Origin of the sequence: Aliisedimentitalea sp. MJ-SS2 (assembly GCF_032586155.1) — a bacterium.
In the GTDB taxonomy this organism is placed as follows: Bacteria; Pseudomonadota; Alphaproteobacteria; order Rhodobacterales; family Rhodobacteraceae; genus JAWHTC01.
Window position 1 is genome coordinate 83,941 of sequence record NZ_JAWHTC010000007.1, and the last position, 19,757, is coordinate 103,697.

The window sequence follows — 19,757 nt, forward strand, 5'->3', positions numbered from 1 at the left end:
AGGGTTTATGGGCACGCGGTCAATGTGGCGGCCGCCCAAAGGTTGGAACGATGCGCTTCGGGACGCGCTGTCATTGTGACGCATGCGCCTTGGGGGATAACGGTCAATGCCGGGTTGTTTCCGGAGTCGGTGTGTTGGGTATTCGTGCGCAGGTTGACGTCTGTGCGGGCCTTGAGAAGCGCGCCCACCGGCAGCGATTCACTGATGTAGTCTTCATCCTTTGGATTGAGAACATCGAAGGTCCTTTTCGAGACTTGGTTCAGGTCGTTGGGGCCGAGCATGACGAAGCCCGACAGCGGTTTTTCGGCAAACACCTGGAAAGACAACGCGCCGCCGATGCGTTGGTATTTCTCGGGCCGCACGAGCCCGTCCGCGTTCGGAGTGAGTGCGCTGGGATCATCGACCTGGATGATGTCAAACACGGTGCGATAGGAGCCAGGCTTTAGCTCGTCTTTCGTGGGTTTGAAGTCCAGTTCCAAACCCTTGTCAGTGGTGCGCGCGTAGACGATCTCGACGGTTTTGCAGGTGTTGAGACTGACTTGTTCGCACAGGTGAATTGACAGGCAAGAGTGGTGTGCCGCCGAATACCCGGCGCGTGGTTCAAAGAAAATCCGCAGCGGATCGCCCTGTTCGATCACGTCCTTCCTGAACGACAGAAGGCCAATGGAGCTGAGTGGTTTTTCGGAGCCGGGCATCCTGAAGACTGTAGCGTCACATCGGGTCGGACGGGCGATCGAACGGTCGGGTTTGGTGGCGGAGGTCGCGTATTTCTCGTACCAGCTGGCAATTTCGCGGCCGGTAACCAGTTTTCCCGGTCCCGACTTGTTGCCGTGGGAGCGGGGGAACCCTTTCTCGAGAAAAACGTCGCGCTTGATATCGACGTCATGGTGGTTTTGAAACACCTCCAGAACGGCGATCAGGGCCTTTTGCTGTTTGCTGTTCGGTTTCTCCTTATCGCCGTTGAGAAGAAGCTGGATCGCCACCGGGCCGCTTTTGGCATCGCCCTGCGCGCCGCGCAGGACGGTTGGTCTCTGGTCCAGTGACCGGCCGGGGATGATGTGGCCGCTGGGCGAGACAAAGAAATGCGTGCCCACGTCGGACCAACCGTTCCGGTCCACCTGGAAACGGCGAATGCCCTCGACGGTTTTTTCGTCGCCTGCATTGAGTGTTTGCTCTGCGTTCGGGGCGAAAGTGTGATCCAGAATGATGCTGTTCAGGTCGCGCTTGGTTTTGATGCCTGAGTAAATCGCGTCGAATTTCGCTGGCTCCAGAGGTGTCAGGTAATAGGCCTTGTAGGCTTCGCTGGCGGAGGTGGGGGTCGTGACCCGGGTCGTATCGGTTTTGGTACCCATGAGGCGCAGTACGCTATTAGCGGTTCTTGCCATTGTCCGGTCCGAGTGTTTGGTGAGTTTCGACACCTTGGCCACGTCGGTTCTGTCGAGGTCCAGCGTTCCCAATTGATCGCGATGCCTGGTGAGAATGGTCTGCATCGCGATCAGGATTCCAAGGTCGATGCGATAATCGTCTGTTGTCCGGTATTTGTCGCAGCCAAGCGCTTTCCCTTCGCCCAGCCGGTCGAGCAGGGCGTAGAAATGGGCGCTGTCGGCACCGAGGCGTTTGCGGATGTCGTCGCGCTTTGATCCGCGCAGGTCGCATAGTAAATTTAGAAATTCTTTCTCGGTGTATTGACCGATGTTGTTGTCTTCCGGTGTTGGCTTGTCTGGCTTCTTCGTGTGTGTCGGGTGCAGATCGCGGAACAGCATCGCGTCAAGCGCGGCGAAGGCGCCCCATTCGATCTGGCCCTTTTGGTTCTGGTCGCTCACGAAAAACGCTACGCTGATCGCATAAAGCACCAGCGGGGGCGCAAGAAGAAAAACACGGTTCCGTTTGATCAACTGCCATATCTTGAGAAGAATGCTGTCACGCGGTTCGTCCGTTTCCTCGTTCTCTTTGTCACCATCTTTTTTTATTTGACCATCCGGTTGTGGCGGTGTGCGCGCTGGGCCGGGATCGGGGGAGTCGCCGCTTCCACTTGGCGGCTTTTCCGGTTTCTGGGCCCGATCAAATCGCTTCAAAATCGCTTTGATCTTGTTAATCAGGTCGAGATGGCGCTCGTGATCGGAGGTGTCCCCCAGCCGGTCCCGCAAGAGCTGGGCCAGGCGGTTCGATTGGGGCGATGTCAGGTCCCGGTCCATCTTCTGGGCAATAAGGTCAATCGCTCCGCGGCGGATGATGTCGTTTCGATCGTGAAGATCGGCAACGATCTGTGCGTCGACCGGCGGCACCGGGTTGAGGCAGATTTCCAGCGACCGCCCCTTGCCGAAACTGCTGTAAACCGGTTCGCTGTCGACGCCTTCGGCCTTGACCTTGTGGTAGACATAGCTGTGAAGCTGATCGGTGGTGATGGTTTCGCTGTCGGGGGCGGCCTCTCCGGTGACGATCCCGTTGATCAGGTGATGGGTGTAGATCGAATGGCTTTCGCCGGTTTCCGGGTCCTTACGTTCAAAGGCGCTTTGATCGGCCAGCGACGCGGCCATGACGTAGGTGCCTTGTCCCTGGGGCTGAAACCGGCCTTCTACCAGCTCTTTGTTGGCGTTGTATTCAACCGCTCGGCCAATCAGGTTTTCGGTCAACCCACCGGCATGGCAGCAGTCGAGAATGATGATCTTGCGTTTGGAAGCCGAGTCCGAAATCATGTCCCGAACCAATTCACCCCTGACCGAAGTGGCGCTCAGCCGTGCGGGATCTGTCGAACGTACCGAAAGATACAGCTCCTTGTCTTCGCGCATGCCGTGTCCGGCATAGTAGAAGATCAGCGAATCCCCTTCTGCGGCATTGTCATAAAGATCATGGATTCTGACCTGCGCCTCCTGCAGCCCCGGGTCCATGCATACTTCCACCTCATAGCCGCTCTTCTTCAGCACTTCGGCAAATTTCTCGATGTCCGATGCCGGTGCGGTCAGCGGGTGGATCAACTGGCTGTTGTAGCGCTGTACTCCGATAAGAAGGGCCTTGTTTGCCATCGGCAACTCCGTGTTCAGCTTCCCGGTGCGGTGGGGTAGTCGATGCCTTTGTCTTCCAGTTCATTGCGAAACTGCGAGGCGGCCATGGCATGGGCATAGTTGGCTTTCTCAGTCCATCCGGCAAAATGCAGACCGACGACCGAAGATCCGCTTTCGTGCACATCGATGACGGGTGATCCCGAACTGCCCGGCAATGTCGTGGCATCGTAGCCCAAAACCGTGTCTCGGTTGTCGCGACTGTCCGCGCCGGGCAGGATGTCGATCTCGCCGGGCGAGAAGCGCTTTACCCCGAAAACATAGTTGAACAGTTTGACGAGCAGCGTGAATGGGTAGGTGCCGGTCTTGGGCTTGGCCGGGAACCCGATGGCGTAGACCGGACGGGTTTCGATCAGATAGCCAGCATCGGTTTCGGGAACAAGCGGGTCCGGAAGGGTTTTGCCGGGGTCCGGCTTGCAGCGAAGCACCGCGTAGTCGAGCTTGTCAAAATCAATCTTGTAGGGATCGATCACCTGGTCCGACGTGACGATTTCACTCTCCTGAAGCGCGAAGGTCCGGGACGTGTCCGGTACCTGCCCGGATCCGAAATCGATCGACACATCACCCTTGAATTGCCAGCCGCCATTGCCATCCGGTTCGGCAATCACTTGCAGTACATGCCGGTTTGTCAGAACCAGGTTGTCGCCAAAAGCAAAACCGCTTCCCTTTTGTGCGCCGTTGAGATTGATCCGCCCAACCGACGCGGCGGTCTTTTCGATCTGTGTCCGGTAGTTGTCGACAACCAGGGACCAGTCGCCCGGGTCCTCGCCTTCCGTCAACAGGCTGCCGTCCTGAAACGCGAAGGACGGCCGGGTGCCGTCGGCATGCACGATCGCTTCGGCAGCGGTCAGTTCGTCTTCGGTTAGAATGGCCTTGTCACCGTCCTGGCTCAGCTTTTGCAAGCCGTTCTCGGCCCGGGACACAATCGCCCGTGACACGGTTGTCCACGAGTCGAAGGCGTCAGGGCGGTTTTTCGATTCCTGGTCCAGGCGGTCACGCAGACGGGCAACCTTTTCCTGCAAATCCGCCTGTGAAAGGGAAAACGAAGGTGTCTCGGTGGACGGGCCAGGTGTCGGAGCATCGAGACTTTTGGTGGTCATCAAGCCGGGCTGAGCGCGCTTGCTGCCAATCAAGCGCATCAGCCTTTTGTTGTCTTCGCGGCTCTTGCCTTCAAACGTCATTAATCAACCTTTCGATGCAATAATTTTCAACCTAATGGAGTGCTGCCAATCTACAAAGAAGAAGTTTTCGAACGAAAACGCCGCTTGACTGAGGGCTTGTGTGCCGTTTCCACCCGTGAGGTTCAGCCGTCGGCGATTTTGACGTTCGTGTGCCGGGCGATCATCGACTTGCTGGGAAAGGCACCGATCTGCCGGTCGACTTCGGCCGACAAAAGCCACGACAATGGCTTGGACATCTTGTCGAGAACTTTGCGGTCGCGCGCCACCGAGACAAGGTCGGACAGGTTTTGAACCACATCTTCGTCTTCGCCACCTACGATCTTTTCGATGAGTGAGCCAACACCAGCGTCGTCGAGCTCGGCCATCTGGTTCACCACTTCGGCCACGAAGGCACTGCCGACCTCGTCTTTGCGCGGTTTGATCACGCTGCCCGTCTGACGGGCGGAGAGTTCCAGCAACTCAGGGTAGTCCGCGCCTATTTCTGCAGCAAGTTCGCGGGCGAGTTGGGGGTTTTCATACAGAACGTCCGGCAGGGGCTGGGTACCGCTTTTTGCAGGATCCATGATAATCAGACCGTTCAGCCTGGACATGAGCTCGTCCTTGTTCGGGCCAGCGGAACTTCGTGACTTTCGGTTCAACCGTAAAAGGCCCGCGCTGGCGCGCATCTGATATTCGTCGTTTTCCAATTCCTTGGCGATGTTCAAGGCCCGTGCCGCGTCGCGTGAGGCCTCGGCAAACCGCCGTTCGCTTTCCAGGTTGTGAGAGCGCAACAGCAGCCGTTCCAAAAGAACACCCTCACGGCCCGAGTCTTCGCTTCCAGCGACGGCCCGATCCAGAATTTCATAGCCTTCCTGTCGACGACCGGATACCAGCAGCGCTTCGGCTTCTATCAAATGCAATTCGCTGTCGGGGTTTCGGTCGGTGCGTTCGCCAAGCAGTGCCAGCGCCGAGTCCGCGTCGCCGCGCGCCAACAACTGGCGGGCTTCTTCGGCGGTGACACGTTCCCATTCGTCCTGGGGCAGTATTTGTGTCACTTCGCTTTCCAGTCCGACACCAAGACGTCGACCCAGCCACGCCTTGCGATCATCCGGCAGATCGTCGAGCGCCGAAACCAAAAGCGGTGCGGCCTCGTCCATCCACCGCGCGCCCAGTGTTTTGTCGTCCTGTCCCAGCCAGATGCGGTGATAGATTTCTTCGGCGCGGGCATAGGGGCCCGGTTGGTCGGCAAAGTGCTTGACTGCGCGCTTGTCGATTTTACGTGCCTGCTGTGCCCGATCTTTGCGCAAGTCGGCCAGCATCAGGGCCCGCACATCCGCCCGGTGAACCAAAGCCGACGCATCCGGATCCGAGAAATCCTTTTTCACAAGGTCGACTTCGATTGCCATCTTGTCAAACAGCGTTTGCGCGTCTTCGGTTGTGAGCGACAGGCCGCAGGGTTTGGCCAGCACATGTTCGATCACCGCAGTGGTAATGCGGCGCATGACCAGGCCCGGGATGGCGAGCTTTTGGACCTGCTCATCCCCGATCTGTTCAAGAATGCGTCCGTAGAGGATCGCATCGCGTTTCTTCTCGCTCAGCTTGGCGAGGGTTTGTTTGCGTGTTTCGGGGTTGTCGAATGTCTGCACACCCACACGACCGACATAGGTCGCGGCAAGTTGCACGGTAAGAGGGTGTCCGCCTGTCACCTCGTAGATGTCGTCGACCAGCGCTTGCGGGATGTCTTCCCCCACCGCGCGGGCAAATACGCGTTCCACGTCGGACAACTCAAAGGCCTGCAGGGCAATCTGGTTTTGCGAATGGACGTCATCTTCCAACCGCCCGGCGGCGATGATCCGAAGCCGCGGCACCCGTTCGCTCAGATGGACGGCCATGCGCCACAGCTCGCTGATCACGTGCCGGCCCCGGCGCTGCGCCTGTTCGAACGTATCGATCATGACCAGGATACGCCCGCTGCCGGGCAGACCCTCGAGGACACCGGCCACCTCATCAACCACCCAGTACCAGTCTTCCGAGGTTGACGCCGAACTCTCCAACAGGGTTTTCGACGGTGCAGCGTAGGACAAACGGCGTTGCAGGTCGTTCACAAGACTGCCGGTCTTTTCCAACGGCCCCTGGAAGTCCGGAAACTGGTGCCCCAGCTGTCCCAGAAAATCGGCCAACAGGGACAATGGCTCCTCGGGGCGCAAGAGCGGGCGGTCGAGATTGAGATAAACGATGGCCTCGACATCGCCGCTCTCGACCGCGTCCAATGCGAATTTGGCTAGAACTGTGGATTTCCCGATGCCGCCGGGGCCGTAAAGGAACAGCATGTCCTGGGACTCGTCGGATATCAAGTAATCCTGCATCTGATCCAGTACCGCCCTGCGGCCCTCGAAATGCGTTCCGGCCAGCCGTTTCAGCGGCTCTAACCGCCGGGCGTTGGCCAGCGATTTGCTAACCTCGACGCTGTCAGGAAGATCGCAGCGCAGGTGCTCGGCTCGATCAAGCCAGGACAGAACTTCCAACAGTCCTGACAGGGCAGCCGGGTCCAACGACCGATAGGTTTCGGCAAGCTGTAGCGGGTCGGTCATTGCCGCGACAAAGACCGGTTGCACCGGCGTATCCGGGAGTTCGTCAAACCGGTCCAGAATGGCAAGAACCTGCGCGCGATCATCGAACCCGGCCAAAACCGTCTGGCGAAGCGAAAGCGGTAATGTCCAGGCATTGGCCGGAGACGTCAGATGATCGGCCTCCTCCATCAACTGCCACGTTGCCTCTTCTGCTTCGGCCTGGCCGGCGTGGCGTTCCAGAACCTGGGCCAGGTCAAATAGATCGAAATGGCTGAGAACGCTCGCCATTTGCAGGATCTCGGAATGTTCCTGCCGGGGTTGGCTTTTTTTCCTGATCTGGGCCAGATCGGAGCGTAGCGTTCCACCGTCGCGTTTTTTCCCGCCGTCGAATTTCATGGCCGCATCTCCGACACCAACAGGCCGAGTTGGTCGGCAACAGCTTCCATGTTTTTGCGCGATGGTGCCTGCGGATCGAAATCCGCCAAGACTTCGTTGACCATCTCATCGACCGAATGGAAATCGCCGGGCAGGGTGCCAAACCTGTCATGCGCTTCGGTCAGGAAGTCTTTGACTTCGCTTCGACCGATGGGCTGTAGCGAGATGTCGATGCCGAAGGGCGGGGTCAAGCCGCTGATTTCCCGAGAGAACCCAAGAACGAACAGCCGCACATTGTCCAGCGTGCCGCGCGACAGGTGGTGGGCCAAACCCGATATCATTTCCCGCGTGACCGGCGGGACGGTCTCGCGCTGAGCATTGTCGAAGACGATCCACCAGGTTTCGGGCGAATTGAGCCACTGTCCGCTGAGCCACTGAATCAACCAGGCGGCCAGCTGTTCCTGCGTCGGGTTGTCATGGCGTTGCGGCATGGTGGTCAGGCCCATCTGGGCCGCCAGGGAATGCGCCACGCCAAGCGGGCTGTGATCGCCCGGTTCAGAAAAGTCGACCACCAGGCGTTTTATCGCCTTGTCGCGTGCGACATGGTTGATCAGCCGCCAGGCGTAGCTGGTTCCGCAAAGCGATGCCCCGCGCAGCACCAACGTACGCGGTCCGGCCGGTTCGCACATGTCACCGACCGTCATGCGCAGTGTAGAGCGGTTGGCAAAGGCAACCCCATCGGTTGTCAGGTGATTATGCGCAGGGACACCCGGTTCTGGATCCAGCATTGCCAGAATGGGGCCGAACACGGCGCGCAGGGCCGCGTTGGCGGCCTGTGCCGCATCGTTCAGCGCGGCAAGCATCAACTCTTTGATCCAGCCTTTCTGACGCGCGACAGCGACGGTTTGCAGAATGCGCTGTTCGCGCGTGCGGGTTGGCGGTGAGATGTCGTCGGGGTTCTGGTCAAGGTCGATCAACAGCAGATTGGTGAAATCGGTGATATCGGGGTAGGCCGCCTTGAATTGTTCGGCGATCTCGCGCAGCTGGGTTCCTGAAACGCTCATGCCGGCAACTCCGCCATTTTACCGGCAGCTTGGATGTCATCCAGAATGAGGCTGACCGGGACGCCTTGGTTGTATTCGGCCAAGTGGCTGAAGTTCGGGTCGCCGGCGTGATGCAGTGCGATCAGTTTACCGCGCCCGTCGGTGACCGGAGAACCGGAGGAGCCCTTTTTTGTGTTGGCCGAGTAGCGCACCCGCCTGTTTTCACCGCCAAGGCTGAGAACGCCACCAAAGGCGAGATGGCGCGGTGCGCCTGCCGGGTGCTGGGTGATCGTGATGTGATTGCCAACCTTGGCGGCGGGGCCGGTATCCTGCAAGCGCTGGAAGCCACGTGCGGCCTGCGCCGGTAGGGTGGGGCAGGGGCGGTCGTCAACCGGTTCGGCCAGTCGCACCAGCGCATAGTCAAGCTCGTCTGCTGCCGGAACGTCATCCGGATTGTGTGACGTGTCGGCCGCGCCATGCGGACGGCTGTGAATATGCCAGGCCTCTGCCAGTTCCACCGTCCATCCGTTTTGAACGACTGCGTTTGCATCGGTGAAGAAGTCGAACCGCACGTCTGCACCGTGCGGGTCGAGGTTGAACAGCGGTTTTACCACATGGTGATTGGTCAGCACGATATCGGGCGCAACAAGAAAGCAGGTGCCCTGATGCATGCCGCCGATCTCGAGCGCGCCCGTGCGGGCCCCGAGTTCACTGAGACGTTTGAGCAGGATTTCGGCGCCGACGGATGGATCACTCGGATTGACCAGTCTTTGCAACGCGTCATGCGCCGCGCTGTCGGCGTGATCGGCGGTTTGTTCGTGTTCGGGGGAAACCGCGGCGGCGGGGCGTGCCGTTTTTGATGGTCGCGCAATCGCAAGATCCTGAGCCAACGCAGCCAGCAACGGGTTGTCGGGAATTTCCTCATGCGCGACGCGAACCAGCTCGTGTGCCCAGCCCTGGGCGACGGATTTTTGCATGATCGTCGCGTATTCAGACCGCCGGGTCGAGACCGGCGTCAAATCGGCGTAATTGCGTTCGCAAAAGATGCTCAGCGTGATTTTCAAATCGTCACGATCTGGGTATGCGTCCAGCAACGCATTGAATAGGTTTCTTTTTTGTTCGGACGTCAGCGTCATGTCAGTCGGCTTTCGCGAATGGTCAACTGTGTTGCAGCCAACCGGGCAGACCCTCTGCTATTAACAACTCAAAAGAATTCGTGTACATTATAGGGAGAAATTTTGATCGCACAATCATCGCAATAGTTGTGCCTGCTTTTTAGGTCGTGCCGGCATTGTCCGGACAATTTCTTTCGGAGGTTCACCATGACAGACACCCCAAAACCGATCACGGAATCCGAACTGCGCAGCTGGTTGATGGACCCCGACGTGCCGGATGAGCAGATCGCGCCCTACCTGATGACTGCAACCCGTGAAGGTCGGGGCTTTGAGCCCGTTGTGGTGCCAAATCCGGCGCTTGTGACCCCGTCGGCCGAAGAGGCGGCGGTGCTGATGTCCAGCGTCAACCGGATTGCCCGCTGGCGTCGCAGGCAGGCCTACAAGAAGAAAATCCGCACCTGGACCGGGCCCAAGCTGGTTTCCGAGGGTGACAGCTGGTTCCAGTATCCGATCCTGCTGAAGGACGTGATCGACCAGCTTGATCACGGCTATGCCATCCGCAGCCTCGGGGCGGCGGGGGATCTGATCTCCGACATGGTGGCGCAGGACGAACTGATTGCGACCATTGCCGCCGAGCGACCCGATGCCGTCTTGCTGTCGGGCGGCGGCAACGATCTTTTGGGAGAGGGCCGGCTTGCGCGGGCGCTGCATCCGTTCGACCCGGACCGCGAGGTCGCCGACTACATGACCCCGGCCTTCGAGACCATGCTGAACGAAGTGATCGGGCTCTATCGCGACATTCTGCGGCGGGTGGTGCGGACCTTTCCGGGGCTGCCGGTCTTTCTTCACGGTTACGACCATGCGATCCCGGAGCGGGGCAAATGACTGGGGCGGCCGATGGAGCGGCTGGGCATTGTCGATGACCCGCTGCGTCAGCAGCTTGTCGCCCATATCGTCGATCGGTTCTACTCCGCCCTGGCCGAAATCCTGCGCGCGCCTTCGATGCGTGGACAGATCGAACTGGTCGATTGCCGCGGGTTAATCCGGGGCGAATGGTATGACGAGCTGCACCCGCGCAACAGCGGCTATGCCCGTGTCGCGCAGAAATTCGATCAGCACATTACCGCCCGGATCTCGGCCGAAGGGCTGGAATCGATGTCCGGGCCCGAGGCGAATGAGGGGATGACCCGGGCGGCATCCGCGGCAACCGAGCTTGCCGCAACGCTCCATGATGATGACCTGCTATCGGAACTGGGACGCCGGGCGACTTTGGCCAGTGTCGATCCTTCGGGTGTCGTTCCGGTTGATGCAGAGTTCCGCGGTGCCGCGCTGGAAGGCATGACGGACATTTTCCTTGATACCGGAAAGGCGATCTTCAAGCGCGTCAACCGGCAGCTGCACGGCGTGATGTGCGGTGACGATGAGGACAACGCAGCCGACCGGGAAAAGCTGAAATCCGTTCTGGGGCTGGACGACACCGCCATCGCGGGTGTTCTGGTACAGATCCTCGTCGGCAGTTTTGGCCTGCTGCCAGCAGTCGCCACGGTGGTGGCGGCACTGTTGATCAAGCATGTTCTCAAGCCGTCACTGGAAGAAGTCTGCGATATCTGGGGGGGAATGCTGGACTGAAGCGGCGTGGTCGAGCAGGGAAACTGAATGCCCCGCTGCGTAACTGATCTAAGTGTTTAATTTATGAGGAGGGATTAGGATGCCAATTCTGGATCTGTTGAAGGACCGCTCGGAGAATTTCGACCGAGCATTGACCAAGGCGCATGAACGCATGTCGGCGCAGACCAGCAGCGGAGGTGGGCTGGAGTCGGCCGGAGCCGCGGGCAGTAGTGTTGATGCTGCTGCCGAAGCCATACGCATGGGTACGGCCAACGAATTGCCCGCTGGCAGCGCGGTGGAGATGCACGGCGCACTTGAGGCTATCATTCTTGAGGATTTGCGACCCGCTTATTTCATTGAGAATGATGAAATCGTCATTCACGGCGATTTCGACAGGATTGATCTGGTCACGGCCAACAAGGCGATGCTGGAAGGTGTCAGCCGCAATATCGGTCGTGTCGACCTTCTGAACCATGCGACGATGGAATATGTCGGGACCGGGTGGCAGGTATCCGAGGATGTGGTGGTCACCAACCGTCACGTGGCGCAGGTGTTTTCGCGCCCGCGCTGGCAGGGTGGATGGGATTTCGCCGATGGTGCCTTTGGCCGCCCGCTCAGAGTGGAAATCGACTTTATGCGCCAGAACGAGCAGGCCAGTGGGGTGTCACGCGTGGCCCGGGTGCAGGACGTGCTGTTCGTGGCGCCACAGGGCGGGCCGGACATGGCGTTCCTGCGGGTCGAGCGCAATCCCGATGTCACCCCGGTGGAGCTTAAACCGGGCAAGATCGAGCCGGGCCAGGCGGTTGCGACCGTGGGGTACCCGGCATGGGACGGGCGGCGCAACGATGCCGACCTGATGGACGACATCTTTGGTGGTATCTACGGCGTCAAGCGGTTCAGCCCCGGCCTGATCCACGGAACCGATGACGAGGGGATCGTCATCCTGGGCGACTATAGCTCGCTGGGCGGCAATTCGGGGTCGGCGGTGCTTGACCTGGAAAGCGGCGAAGCGGTCGGGCTGCATTTCGCCGGGGTTTTCAAGGACACCAACTATGCGGTTGCCGCCGACATTGTGGCGGCCGCGTTGCGTGACGTTTCTGCACCGGTGGTGCCGACGGATGGGGCCGGCGCCGTGCCGCCCGCAACCGCCGCCGCCGAGTTCACCGGTCGTAACGGTTATGACCCGGATTTCCTGGGCTCGGACGAGTTTAGTGTGGCCTTGCCGGATCTGGGCGAGCGCGCGGATGATCTTGCTCCGGTCATCGACAATCCGGCCGGGATCCTGCGCTATACGCATTTCTCGGTGCTGCAATCGAAGTCGCGTCGCCTGCCGATGTTGACGGCGGTGAATATCGACGGCGCAAAAGCCTTTCGTTTGAAGCGGCGAGGGAGCTGGCGGTTGGACGGTCGGCTGCAAGGTGAGCACCAGATCGGCAATGAGCTTTATCGCCACAATCCGCTGGATCGTGGTCACATGGTGCGGCGCAAGGATCCGGGCTGGGGGAACAGCAAAGAGGAGGCCCAGAAGGCCGAGGTTGACACGTTCCACTACACCAACTGCGCGCCGCAGCACAAAGACCTCAATCAGAGAGACTGGGTTGGGCTGGAAGACTACATTCTGGAAGCGGCGGAAACCCGGGACTTCAAAGTGTCGGTGATGACCGGTCCAGTGTTCGATGAAAACGACCGAACGCTGATCTCGCAGCCCGGGGGCGACGATGTGCCCATTCCGAAAAGCTTCTGGAAGATCGCGGTCATGATCAACGACGGCACCGGAAAACTGAGCGCGACAGGGTATCTGCTGACCCAGGGCGAGATGATCCGGGACATAACCGAGGCGGCCTTTGTCCTGGGCAAATACAAGACCTACCAGGTCAGCATTCGCCGCCTGGAAGAGTTGTCCGGGTTCAACTGGGGAGACCTGCGGAGCTTCGATCCACTGGGAGAGAGTACGGAATCGGCATTTGGCGGAGATGTTCGCCCGCTGTCGGGTCCGGAGAGCCTGACACTCTGAATTGAGCCTCCCCATCTGAACTGGTCCACCGCTATGTTTAGGAAACGGAGGACCGAGAATGGCGAACAAGCGACCGAAGCCGGAAGAGATAGTATCGAAGTTACGGCAAGTTGAGGTGTTGATGGGGCAAGGTATGTCCCGTCTGGATGCGATCAGACAGATCGGAGTTGTTGAACAAACCTATTACCGCTGGCGCAAGCAATATGGTGGAATGGGCGTAGATCAATTGAAGGAACTGAAGCGGCTCCAGAAGGAGAATGAACAACTGAGGAGGGCAGTCTCGTCGGTCGCGAAGCACTTTTATTTCGGCCCTCGGTGCAACTTCTTTACGCAGGACTTCGCGCAGGCGATGACCTGCCGTCGCGCCATAGCTGCCCACGCCGGCCTGTTCCAATGTCGATGTGAAGTCATCGAGCGGCGCAAAGAACAGGCGATAGTCGAACCCGAATTTGGCGAGATCGAACAGCTCGATGAACCGGGTAAGTTCCCAGTTTGCCGCCTTGCGCAAACCGGAGCGAAGGCGTGAAAAGGAGAACTTGTTGCACTCGATGGATTTCTGCTGCACCTCGCTGTCAAAGACGCGTCGTGGCAGATAGGCACCGAGAACGCCTTCAAGATGCGCCAGTTTCTGGCCAAGGTCCGCTATAAAACGCTTTTCAAAATCGTTGCTCAATTCAGTCAGCCTCCTGTTGATGTTCTTTGTTCCTATCAAACTGTCCGGTGCCGCGATCACCGGCGTGTTGCACTGCGTTGCTATTTCCATACACGGCGAATGCGGCCCAATCTGTCGGCGCTATGTCGTGCGAACGCTCCCCGATTCCACCGGAGGCCGTAGAGGAAACCTCGGCCGTTTGCGCGCGTTTCGCATAGCGAGATTGCAGCTTGGCAAGGAGGATTGCGGGGTCTTGCAGAGAATTTGCGTTGAAAGCGCCCCAGAACTCGTCGACGAAACGGGCCGCGGCGGATTCGGAAATGTCCCACAGCGTACCGACAAAGCTGGAGACGCCCTTTTCAAGGGACAGTGCCGCGAGAGATGTTTTCCTGAGCTCGGTTGCATCGTCCAAACCGGAAGAACAGGTTGCCAGCAAAGCGACGCGGATACCGTGCAGGTCAAAATGCTCACCGCCGAAGTCTGACAGGTACAAAGGTGCCTCGGAGCCCAGCCAAAGCGCTGAATGGTTCGGGCGCGTGGGTTCGCTTTCGAGGTGGGTTGCGACGGAGAGGTAAGCCGGTCGCGCCCGTAGTCCTTCCAGGAAACCCTCGCGCGTAAATGCATGAGCATCGAGGACGGCCAACGGCTGTAGCGATGGCGGTGCTGTGGTGATGAAATCAGGCGCAGTCGCAAGAGGTCCAGACTCGAAAGCGGCACAATGCAGTAGCCCAAGCCGCGGCGGAGGCGCCGTGGTCGGCGGCGCGGCGTCAATCACGTACTTGATCGGCACCTGCTGGACGAGACACTGGCCGCCTTCACTCAGCAGGCCAAAGGGGATGCGCCCCAGAATGCCGACTGCATCGATTTCGAGGCAATCAATCTGTGACAGCTCGTCCCGGATCGGAGCAATCAGATGTCGATACAGCAAAGCTGCCGGATGTTGCCACGCTGAACGGTCTGCGACCGCATCTCTCAGATCCGCTACAAGGTTGAACAGATCCTGCGCTGAAATGTCGGTCTTTACGGTTTTCGATCTTGCCGACCACCGGTAATGCACAACGCATGTATCCCCCGAAGGCACCAGGCTTAACCGCAGGTTTCGCCCAGAGGGATGTGCGGCATTGACCGGTTGGCGGTTCAAACCGGAAGTGTTCTCGAACCCGACCAGATCATCGACCATGCCTTCGGCGAGTTGTTTCGCGCCCTCGCGGTCGCCATCGTTGCGCATTTTTCCAAGCGCCTCTCTGGCATTCAACCAGTTGGCTTCGGCGCGGCGTTCCGCCTGATCAAGTGGTACCGGAGCGGGGGGTGACGCCGCCATCGGTTTTTCACGCAGCAAATAGGCGTGCCTCTGGATGCGCTCGACCAATGCTTCCAAGGCGAGGGCTTCTTCGAAACGACCCGATGCGCGCAGGTGGGCGGCGGTCTGCCGTGCGATCTGCCCACCGGCTTCAACAATTCTGCGCTGGGTCGAACCTTCGAAGGCGTGGGCGATCTCGGACAGGTATTTCAGTGTCAGTTTGCCAAGAAAAACCGAAGCCGCGCGGTTTCCACTGTGTTCGCAGAGACTGGCAAGTTCCTGGATGATCTCGACCTCGCCTGCAGGAGAACCGCCACCGACAAACGCAGCAATCACACGGGTCAGGTTGTCCTGTGCAGCGTCGATCTTGCCAGCGCCAATCTGCAGCCGCGCAAGCATAAAACGACCGATCCAGGCCATGTCTTCTGGCGCGGCCTCGCACAACCGCGACAGATACCCGATTGCCGAGTCCTGCGGCGCGTTTCCCAGCGACGCGTCGACATAGTCGCTCACCAGATCAAGGCGGCGCATCCAGTCTTCCGGCACCTGTTCTTCCAAAAGCGTGACACCGGTTTTAAAAATGGCGGCCTCACGCGTGCGATCTCCGCGCCGTCTCTCGAGGGCGGCGCGCACCCGGACAAGATTGATCTCATTCGAAAGGGTAGTGGCGCCCGCCGCCTCGCGTATGTTCAGCATCTGATCCGCAAGCCGCATGGCGCGCGCGTCATCGCCCAGTTCCAGTGACAACAATGCATCATTGCCGAGCACCGCCAGCAGTTTCGCGGCCTCCCCCCGATCTTCCGGCATCAGCCCGGTCGCCGTGGTCAGGTTTTCGCGTGCCTCGGTCAATCGTCCGTCACGCCAGTTCAGCAGCCCGAATGCGTGGTTCCATTTCAGCCTATCAATCGGTTGCGTTTTTGTCGTTTGGCGTGGCCATCACGTAGGTTTTGCGCGCGGTGACGAAATCTCCCGCCTGCTCATGGGCCTTGGCCCATTGACGCAGGACCACCGCGTCGTCCAGGCCGTTGTCCACACACATGCGATGGAGCCTCGGGTAGATCGCAAGTGCCGAGGCAACTCGCCCGACTTCGCACAGGCACAGAGCATGGGCGCTCTGGACGTCAAGGCGATGCGGGATCGGGGCATCCGGCGCCAGCGCTTCGATCGCCTTGGCGTATCGCTCAAGTGCTTGCTGGGGTTTACGATCATGCCAAAGCGCGTTCCCTTCGCGCAGCAAAGCCTCGGAGGTCGAACCGTTCGTTTCCGTCATTTCATTTCACCAGCGGGTTTGCTGCAGGACAATCGTGCAGATGTACTCACCTGATCCGAAAAACCGGATATCTTCAATCCGCAGCATCGCGTAAATTGCATCTCGCGCGGTCGGAGCTTAATCCGCATACCATTGCGCAGTTTGTCGTCCTGCTCGTCCAGAAGAAGGGCTTTGGGGCGCGGAGCATGCGCCCGGGCCAGTGCCACAGGCTGCTTCTATCCGCCGGAAATCTCGGATGCGCGTCGATCTGCTATTGCGGTCATCTGCACCGGTTCCAACATCTCTTCGACAGTAGCCGCGATTTCGGACTTGGGGCGAATTTGCGGTGGCAGGGGAACGATGTTCTGCTCGTCCCGCTGCACCGCGCCCGTCGTTGGCGTGATGAATTCGGCAATGGTGCGCAACAGGGGGGTCTTGCCACAGGCTGATGGCCCGCGCAGGGTGAAGCACACGTTCTCGGCTATCATGAAACTGACATCATCCAGTTCGGCAAAGGCGAGTGAACCTGTCCCGAAAACCATGGAGACCCCTTCGATTTCGATCAGGCACAGCCTTCCATTTTGACGCGCCCGGGGGAGAGTCGTCTTTGGTTCAGCCTATTCGTTCAAACCTGTGCGCCGAAATTTTTTATCGCGATAAAACTTTTCAATCCGAACAGATTTTCCTATCGTCGTTTCATGGCAGTTTTGGAAAACACAGTTCCCGGCCTGCGAAGCAGGCAGAAGCCGCGTCACCGCGAGGCGATCGAGTCTTGCAAGGACGAAATCCGTCTCGAAATCCGTCTCGAAATCCGCACGTTGGCCAAACTTGCCTCGCTTGCCCCGGATCAGGTCTAATCTCAAGGAAACCGCAATGAGAAACGTAACCGTCGCTTCTGTACAAATGTCCTGTGACGCCGACGTGGCCGCCAACATCGCCAAAGCGACCCGTCTGGTGCGGGCGGCGGCGGGACAGGGCGCCAACATCATTCTGTTGCAGGAACTGTTCGAAAACCTCTATTTCTGTCAGGACGAACTGCCTGAATTCCTGGATCTGGCCCAGCCGGCCGAAGGCCATGAGAGCCTTGCGCATTTTTCGGCGTTGGCGCGCGAACTGGGCGTGGTTCTGCCAATTTCCTTTTATGAGCTGGCCGGGCAGGCCCGGTTCAATTCGATTGCCATCCTTGATGCCGATGGCACGAACCTGGGGCTTTATCGCAAGACCCACATCCCGCATGGTTCAGGCTATCAGGAGAAATTCTATTTTTCACCGGGCGACACCGGATTTCGCGTCTGGGGTACGGCCTTCGGTCGCATCGGCGTCGGCATTTGCTGGGATCAATGGTTTCCCGAAACCGCCCGATCGATGGCGCTGATGGGTGCTGAGCTTTTGTTCTTCCCGACGGCCATCGGCTCCGAGGTCGGCAATGACAATTGGGATTCCGCCCCGCATTGGCAACGTGTTCAGCAGGGTCACGCCGGGGCCAATCTGGTGCCCCTGATCGCGGCCAATCGCATCGGCACCGAAGCCGGGCAGCGCGGCACCGAAATGACCTTCTACGGTTCGTCTTTCATCGCCGATGAATTCGGCGAGAAAGTGGCCGAGGCCGACCGAAGCAGCGAAACGATTCTGCTCCATGAATTCGACTTGGATCAGATCCGCAAGAACCGCGCCTATTGGGGCATATTCCGCGACCGCTGCCCACATCGCTATGAGCATCTGTCAACTCTGGACGGAGCTGTTTAATGTCGTGAACCGCTCTGGTGCCTTTGCTCGTTTCAGTGATCGGGAACAATCAGGTCTCGGCGGTTCAAAATCGCGCCATAGGCTTCGTCGAAGGCCGCCTCAAAATAGGCGTAGTGAACGTAGGCAAACCCGTTGTCCCCCCAGCGATCCCCCCATGAATTGCGCAGGATCAGGTAGTCCGGTGTGTAGCCGACAAGGCAAACTGCGTGCCCGCCCAGCTGCGCGCCCTCTTTTGCGTTATAGTGTTCCAAATGGCCATCGGTGCGCTGCGCATATCGAAAGGCCTCGTCCACATCCAGTCGCGTCAGGACGGGCCCGTGATGCGCAATCCAGTGCTTCAAACGCAAAATCGGGCATCCCGGTTCGTTGAGCAGGTTGTAATAGGCGTTGATCCGGTATTGCGAGGCGACCGAGAAGAAGGCACGGGGCGGCATCCGCGAAAGCCGCCCTTCCATCGGCAGCATCGATTCCAGAACGCAGCCGTATTTCTTGGCGACTTTCAGCGCCAGTTTCGTTGACGTCCCAGCGGAATCCAGAAACGAGGTGGGATAGCGCGTGAAATCATCGGTTTCCTTGTTGGCCATCCAGATAAAGCGGGGGGACACCTCTTCGCCCTCGTTGATCATGCGTTCCTTCGTATAGTGCCAGCGCAAGACCCCGTCTGCAGTGGCAAAGCCGACGCAGGCGCCGCTGGATTTCTGGTCGCGCACGAGCCACCAGTCCTCGCGTAAATCGACGCTGTCCGGCGGTGCGTGGGTACATTCCAGAAATTCGGCGGTGACGGCATCGCCAAAGGTCCAGTCGTCCTCCGCCTCCTTCGATTTGACGCAGTTCAGAACGAAACGGTTGGCGGCAGGACCTCTCTTGCTTCGTTTGCTCGTCTTCTTGGCGGCCATGGATCAGGTCGGGATCTTGTCCTGGAACACCCCGGCCTTGGTCACGGCTTCGCTGCCGTCCGAGTTTTCGATCCGGTTCGAGCGGAAGCAGAAACCGGTAAACCGGTAATCCACCGCGCCCCTGACAAGGATGCCTTCGACTTCGCCATCGCTATTGAAAACCGCCGATCCGGAATTGCCGCCATAGGTGTCCAGATTGGCGATCAGCCAAGGGTCCTGCTTGCGCATCAGACGGGTCTCGTCGCCGAAAGCAACCTTGACCGGCAGACCGCTGGGATACCCGATCACACCCAGATTGACGCCATCGCTGGGTTCGCCGGACGTGCGCACCTTCAGGGGTTTGGCTCCCGGTGCGTCGACTTTCCGGTCCAACCGGACTATCGCATAGTCCCCGGTGCCGGATTCGTCGAATGCCACCAATTCCCTGCCGAAATAGACCTGATCTTCGTTGAAGACCATCCGCCCCGGATCGGTGGGAGACGAGGCAAAGAACCCAAAGACATAGGCAGTGTTCTGAATATCGTTTTCCGAGCGCCCGCAATGACCCGCCGTGGCAATCAGGTCATCCCCGACCAGGAAACCGGAACACCAGCCGCCGACAAACTGGTTGGCAAAGCGTTCGTCGCTGCAGGGGGGCAGGTTGCGCTGACGAAACGGGGCAACGGCCATTGTCAGAGTGCCGTTGCCATTGTCCGTCAGATCGGATTTGTCCGTCAGGATGACCGTCGATTGCACGAGTTCCAGATGCAGCTGTTGCTCTGCGTTGCCGCCCACCAGTTCATACACATCCTTGCGGTCATCCTCACCGGCTATGACCTTGTCCCCGGCTTTGACCAGCGGCTCTTGTCCGTCGGTTAAGGATTTGTCGTCGAAATAGCGTTTCCTAATATCTTCTTCATTCATGATAACTGTCTCCAAAAATGCGTCCAGTGGCCCGTAATAAATCAACCTTGGACGGTACAAAGGATTT

At 59.1% G+C, this 19,757-nt stretch carries 15 protein-coding genes and 1 pseudogene; 6 read left to right on the forward strand and 10 right to left on the reverse strand.

All coding sequences use genetic code 11. From position 1 onward, the window contains the following. Positions 1–5: 5 nt before the first annotated feature. From RXV86_RS21230 to RXV86_RS21250, 5 genes are all read right to left on the reverse strand, one after another. Positions 6–3,023: a caspase family protein gene (locus tag RXV86_RS21230; protein WP_316302549.1), complete on the reverse strand. Its 3,018-nt coding sequence runs from the start codon at positions 3,021–3,023 to the stop codon at positions 6–8. A gap of 14 nt (positions 3,024–3,037) precedes the next feature. Continuing rightward, complete coding sequence (locus tag RXV86_RS21235) at positions 3,038–4,159, reverse strand: serine protease (protein ID WP_316302550.1); 1,122 nt, start codon at positions 4,157–4,159, stop codon at positions 3,038–3,040. Between the two features lie 203 nt (positions 4,160–4,362). After that, positions 4,363–7,185, reverse strand: coding sequence for an ATP-binding protein (locus RXV86_RS21240; protein WP_316302551.1), 2,823 nt, complete (start codon positions 7,183–7,185; stop codon positions 4,363–4,365). Then, positions 7,182–8,228 carry an effector-associated domain EAD1-containing protein gene (locus tag RXV86_RS21245; RefSeq protein WP_316302552.1) on the reverse strand — a complete coding sequence of 349 codons (1,047 nt, stop codon included), beginning with the start codon at positions 8,226–8,228 and terminating at the stop codon, positions 7,182–7,184. The genes RXV86_RS21240 and RXV86_RS21245 overlap by 4 nt, the downstream gene beginning before the upstream one ends. Next, positions 8,225–9,343 (reverse strand): trypsin-like peptidase domain-containing protein, encoded by a 1,119-nt coding sequence (locus RXV86_RS21250; RefSeq protein WP_316302553.1) that lies wholly within the window; start codon positions 9,341–9,343, stop codon positions 8,225–8,227. Before RXV86_RS21250 ends, RXV86_RS21245 begins: the two co-directional genes overlap by 4 nt. Positions 9,344–9,529: 186 nt before the next feature. On the opposite strand from RXV86_RS21250, the gene RXV86_RS21255 reads away from it, so the two are divergent. From RXV86_RS21255 to RXV86_RS21270, 4 genes and pseudogenes are all read left to right on the forward strand, one after another. Then, the gene (locus RXV86_RS21255; RefSeq protein ID WP_316302554.1) at positions 9,530–10,207 is read left to right on the forward strand and encodes an SGNH/GDSL hydrolase family protein; all 678 of its coding nucleotides are present in this window, start codon (positions 9,530–9,532) and stop codon (positions 10,205–10,207) included. 12 nt (positions 10,208–10,219) lie between these two features. Further along, positions 10,220–10,951, forward strand: a complete 732-nt coding sequence (locus tag RXV86_RS21260; protein ID WP_316302556.1) for a hypothetical protein — start codon at positions 10,220–10,222, stop codon at positions 10,949–10,951. Between the two features lie 79 nt (positions 10,952–11,030). After that, a complete protein-coding gene (locus tag RXV86_RS21265) occupies positions 11,031–12,944 on the forward strand; it encodes a DNA/RNA non-specific endonuclease (RefSeq protein ID WP_316302557.1) in 1,914 nt (637 codons plus the stop codon). A 58-nt stretch (positions 12,945–13,002) separates the two neighbouring features. Then, positions 13,003–13,227 (forward strand): annotated as a pseudogene (locus RXV86_RS21270) (transposase); the annotation flags it as partial. Between the two features lie 391 nt (positions 13,228–13,618). Here the strand turns inward: RXV86_RS21270 and RXV86_RS21275 are convergent. The 3 genes from RXV86_RS21275 to RXV86_RS21285 form a co-directional block, all read right to left on the reverse strand. Further along, positions 13,619–15,745, reverse strand: a complete 2,127-nt coding sequence (locus tag RXV86_RS21275) for a CHAT domain-containing protein (RefSeq protein WP_316302558.1) — start codon at positions 15,743–15,745, stop codon at positions 13,619–13,621. Between the two features lie 52 nt (positions 15,746–15,797). Continuing rightward, positions 15,798–16,166, reverse strand: a complete 369-nt coding sequence (locus tag RXV86_RS21280) for a hypothetical protein (RefSeq protein WP_316302559.1) — start codon at positions 16,164–16,166, stop codon at positions 15,798–15,800. Positions 16,167–16,381: 215 nt separating this feature from the next. Continuing rightward, complete coding sequence (locus tag RXV86_RS21285; RefSeq protein ID WP_316302560.1) at positions 16,382–16,687, reverse strand: ATP-binding cassette domain-containing protein; 306 nt, start codon at positions 16,685–16,687, stop codon at positions 16,382–16,384. Between the two features lie 156 nt (positions 16,688–16,843). Between RXV86_RS21285 and RXV86_RS21290 the strand changes: the two genes are divergently transcribed. Both RXV86_RS21290 and aguB read left to right on the forward strand, forming a co-directional pair. After that, positions 16,844–17,002 (forward strand): hypothetical protein, encoded by a 159-nt coding sequence (locus RXV86_RS21290; protein WP_316302561.1) that lies wholly within the window; start codon positions 16,844–16,846, stop codon positions 17,000–17,002. Positions 17,003–17,018: 16 nt separating this feature from the next. After that, positions 17,019–17,891, forward strand: coding sequence for an N-carbamoylputrescine amidase (gene aguB / locus RXV86_RS21295; RefSeq protein WP_316302562.1), 873 nt, complete (start codon positions 17,019–17,021; stop codon positions 17,889–17,891). 32 nt (positions 17,892–17,923) lie between these two features. Here aguB and RXV86_RS21300 read toward each other — a convergent pair whose 3' ends face one another. Together RXV86_RS21300 and RXV86_RS21305 are read right to left on the reverse strand one after the other, a co-directional pair. After that, complete coding sequence (locus RXV86_RS21300) at positions 17,924–18,787, reverse strand: C1 family peptidase (protein WP_316302563.1); 864 nt, start codon at positions 18,785–18,787, stop codon at positions 17,924–17,926. A gap of 3 nt (positions 18,788–18,790) precedes the next feature. Next, positions 18,791–19,690, reverse strand: a complete 900-nt coding sequence (locus RXV86_RS21305) for a serine protease (RefSeq protein ID WP_316302564.1) — start codon at positions 19,688–19,690, stop codon at positions 18,791–18,793. Between the last annotated feature and the right edge of the window lie 67 nt (positions 19,691–19,757).

Bases quoted from the DNA above. Each gene is read 5' to 3' on its own strand.
- RXV86_RS21230 (WP_316302549.1), bottom strand. From the start codon at position 3,023: ATGGCAAACAAGGCCCTTCTTATCGGAGTACAGCGCTACAACAGCCAG.
- RXV86_RS21235 (WP_316302550.1), bottom strand. From the start codon at position 4,159: ATGACCACCAAAAGTCTCGATGCTCCGACACCTGGCCCGTCCACCGAG.
- RXV86_RS21240 (WP_316302551.1), bottom strand. From the start codon at position 7,185: ATGAAATTCGACGGCGGGAAAAAACGCGACGGTGGAACGCTACGCTCC.
- RXV86_RS21245 (WP_316302552.1), bottom strand. From the start codon at position 8,228: ATGAGCGTTTCAGGAACCCAGCTGCGCGAGATCGCCGAACAATTCAAG.
- RXV86_RS21250 (WP_316302553.1), bottom strand. From the start codon at position 9,343: ATGACGCTGACGTCCGAACAAAAAAGAAACCTATTCAATGCGTTGCTG.
- RXV86_RS21255 (WP_316302554.1), top strand. From the start codon at position 9,530: ATGACAGACACCCCAAAACCGATCACGGAATCCGAACTGCGCAGCTGG.
- RXV86_RS21260 (WP_316302556.1), top strand. From the start codon at position 10,220: ATGGAGCGGCTGGGCATTGTCGATGACCCGCTGCGTCAGCAGCTTGTC.
- RXV86_RS21265 (WP_316302557.1), top strand. From the start codon at position 11,031: ATGCCAATTCTGGATCTGTTGAAGGACCGCTCGGAGAATTTCGACCGA.
- RXV86_RS21280 (WP_316302559.1), bottom strand. From the start codon at position 16,166: ATGACGGAAACGAACGGTTCGACCTCCGAGGCTTTGCTGCGCGAAGGG.
- RXV86_RS21285 (WP_316302560.1), bottom strand. From the start codon at position 16,687: ATGGTTTTCGGGACAGGTTCACTCGCCTTTGCCGAACTGGATGATGTC.
- RXV86_RS21290 (WP_316302561.1), top strand. From the start codon at position 16,844: ATGGCAGTTTTGGAAAACACAGTTCCCGGCCTGCGAAGCAGGCAGAAG.
- aguB (WP_316302562.1), top strand. From the start codon at position 17,019: ATGAGAAACGTAACCGTCGCTTCTGTACAAATGTCCTGTGACGCCGAC.
- RXV86_RS21300 (WP_316302563.1), bottom strand. From the start codon at position 18,787: ATGGCCGCCAAGAAGACGAGCAAACGAAGCAAGAGAGGTCCTGCCGCC.
- RXV86_RS21305 (WP_316302564.1), bottom strand. From the start codon at position 19,690: ATGAATGAAGAAGATATTAGGAAACGCTATTTCGACGACAAATCCTTA.